We start from the raw sequence: 3,127 nt of genomic DNA, 5'->3' as shown, positions 1-3,127 counted from the left end.
TTCGCCGAGGTGCAGGTGCCGCCGGAGTCCGCGCTGGCGCACGATGTCGGGGAGCTCGAGCAGCGGCGCGACGTCGAGCGAGTACGGCGCGTGCGGCGAGAGCCCAGCGCCCGGGTCCGTCGGGATCCGCTCGAGCTCGGCGAGGACCTGGTCGCGGCCGTGGGTCTGCCACGCCGCGTTCTCCCAGTCCATGACCTCCCAGTAGGCGATGCCCCCGAGTCCGGCCTCGGCGAGCACGGTCGACGCCTCGATGTCCGTGACGATGTCGGCGATGCTCGTCACGCCCGCGAGGATCGACGCCGTCGCACCGAGGGTCGCCTCGGCGTGCCAGTCGTGCGGTTCGGCGTAGTCCTCGTTGAACGCGGCGGCCCAGTCCTCGAACCCGGTGTACTGACGCTGGCCGACACTGGCCATGCCGGTGTACTGCAGGTGCGAGTGCGCGTTCACGAGCCCCGGCAGCAGGGCGCCCCGCCACGGGCGCTCGGTGAAGGGCGTGCCCGAGCCGGCGAGCTGGTCGACGACCCAGGAGCGGTCGCCGACGTGCAGGATGCGACCGTCCCGCACCGCCACCGCGCCGTCCGCGATGGGCGGTGCGGTCATCGGCACGACGACGCGCGCCGAGTGCACGGTGACGGGGTGCGCGCCGCTCACGCGGGGTCTCCGAACCGGTGGGTCCGGACGTCCGGCTCGCGGTCGGCGGGGTGCTCGGCGAGCGGTCCTGGAGGCGCGGCCGGCGCTCCGAACGCGGCGAGCGCCACGCGGGCGGTCGCGTCGTCGACCGCGGGGTCGATCGGCACGACGGCACGGTCGAGCTCGTCGCCGCGTTCGAGGAGCATCCGGACGGCACCGAGCTGTGCGGCGAAAGACAGGTCCATGATCTCGACCGGGTTGCCCTCGGCTGCCGTGATTGTTGATGCACCCCCCGCCGTCGAGCACGATCGGGCCGTCTTCCCCACCGGGGAAGACGAGCCGTCGGCCTTCGGGCCCACCGGGGTCCGCTCGGCGCCGGCCGCCCGGGCGTCGTCGAGTGCCACTTCGTGCTCCACCCCGCCCGCGACCGCGACGACCGCACCGGGTGCCGAGGACCGCAGTGTGCGGAGGTCGATCGTGTCGGCGACCCCCGGTGGCGCTCATCACGAGGTCGGCGTCCTGCACCGCCTCGGCGAGGGGCGCGACGGCGTGGCCGGCGAACAGCGCCTGCAGGGCGCGCACGGGGTCCGTCTCGGCGACGGTCACGCGCAGGCCGAGCGCCGTGAGCACCAGCGCGACCCCTTCGCCGACGTGCCCGAACCCCGCGACGACCGCCGCGCCTCCCGGGACCACGCGATGCGTGCCGGACGGGAGCCGGTCGAGCAGGTCGAGCACCGCGAACACCGTGGACTGGCCGGTGCCGTACCGGTTGTCGAAGAAGGTCTTGGTGCGGGCGTCGTTCACCGCGACCACGGGGATGCCGAGCTCCCCGCGCGCCGCCATGGTGCGGAGCGGGCGGAGGCCGCTCGTCGTCTCCTCGGCGGCGCCGAGCATCGTGGGCAGCAGGTCCGGCCGTTCCTGGTGGGCGAGGCGGATCACGTGCGAGCCGTCGTCGAGCAGGACGTGCGGCCGGGTGTCGAGCATCGCGAGGGCGAGTGCCCGCTGCTCGGGGAGCGAGGCGGTGCTGTTCGCGTGCACCGTCAGCCCCGCACGGCGGAGTGCGTCGGCGACGGCGTCGTCGGTCTCGTCGGCGTGCGCGTAGACGACGACCTCGGCACCGGCGTCCCGGAGGAGCAGGCTCAGCACGGCGGTCTTCGGCTCGAGGACCATCGCGACGCCGATCCGGGTGCCGCGCAGGAGTCCACCGTCCCGGAGCTCGGCGGCGACCGCACGCGACACCGGCATCGACCGGCGGGCCCAGCGCAGGCGGGCCTCGGCCGCGGGGTCGTCCTCGGGGTCGCGGCCGGTGGAGACGAGGAAGACGTCGTCGGACAGCACCGGCACCGCGAGGACGCCGGGACGGGCGATCGCGACCGGGCCGAAGGCGTCCTCGTCGACGGCGGGGAGGTGCCGTCCGGCGTCGACCACGACCAGGGTGGCTCCGCGTGGCCGGTCGGCCTCGCGTTCGATGACGGGCGTGGAGTCCTCGGGTGACCCGGCGCACCAGAGCTGGTCGACGGGTTCGTGGGGCAGGGCCTCGCGCGCGCCGAGTCCGGTGAGGAGGGCGCGGAGGGCGGCGACGTCACGGGGGTCGCCGCCGACGATGCGGAACCGACGAGCGGCGACGAGCAGGTTCGTCGCGCCCGCGAAGCGTCGGACGGCCGCCGAGGCCCAGGCGCGGGTCTCGGGGTCGGCTCCTGACGGCATGCCCCAATCGTAGGGCGAGCGGGTGGCGGGGAGGCGCCGGCGCTCAGCGCACCACGTGCGGCGGCGGTGTACCGTCCCAGCCGCCGTCCGCCGGCCCCGACCGCCACGGCGCGGGCCAGGCATCGGGCGCGACCCCCGCCCGGTCGAGCCGGCGGTGCCGACGCAGCACCGTGACGAGGACCACGACGCCGACGGCCGACACGATCGCCAGCCCGATGACGTACAGGGTCGTGGCGACACCGGCGATCGACGCCGGGACGTACCCGTTCCGCGCCGCCGAGAACGGGGTGCCCGTCACGACGAACGCCAGGAGCGTGGAGATCGTCGAGTTCGAGTCCCAGAGCCCGTGCAGCAGGGACACCCCCACGTAGGCGACGAGCGGCGCCCAGGACCACCGGAAGCGGTCCCGGCCGCGGGCGGCGCCGAACAGCACCGCGCCGAGGATCGACGTCCAGAGCACGTGCCCGACGGGCGAGAGCACGGCCCGGACGACCTCGGTCTGCAGCAGGGAGGCCAGGTCGATGCCGCGCGCGGTGATCGCCGCGTTGAACGCGTAGCCCGCCGACTCGAACGCGGCGAACCCGGCACCGACCGTCGCCCCGAGCAGCGCCCCCTGCCTGGCCGTCTTCGGACGGACGCGCCACCCGACGAACAGCAGGAGGACGCCCTTGACGAACTCCTCGACGAAGCCGACGACGATGTACACGAGGGCGTCCTGCTGCAGGTTCGCCTCGAGCAGCGACGCCCCGAGGACGCCGAGGATCCCGCCGACGAAGAACGCGACGATGAG

Annotated in this window: 2 protein-coding genes; both read right to left on the bottom strand. The window is 74.8% G+C overall.

Features of this window, described 5'->3' with window-relative positions; genetic code table 11:
• A partial coding sequence (locus I5E_RS23985) for an adenosylhomocysteinase (RefSeq protein WP_187290559.1) occupies positions 1 to 2,337 on the bottom strand: 2,337 nt, incomplete at its 3' end.
• 43 nt (positions 2,338 to 2,380) lie between these two features.
• Positions 2,381 to 3,127: PrsW family intramembrane metalloprotease (locus I5E_RS20330; RefSeq protein ID WP_022908597.1), on the bottom strand; the 747-nt coding region annotated here is incomplete at its 5' end.

The sequence above is a fragment of the Curtobacterium sp. B18 genome (assembly GCF_000333375.1).
GTDB lineage: Bacteria > Actinomycetota > Actinomycetes > Actinomycetales > Microbacteriaceae > Curtobacterium.
Note: the sequence above shows the minus strand (reverse complement) of the source record. Positions and strands in the feature narration are given on the sequence as shown.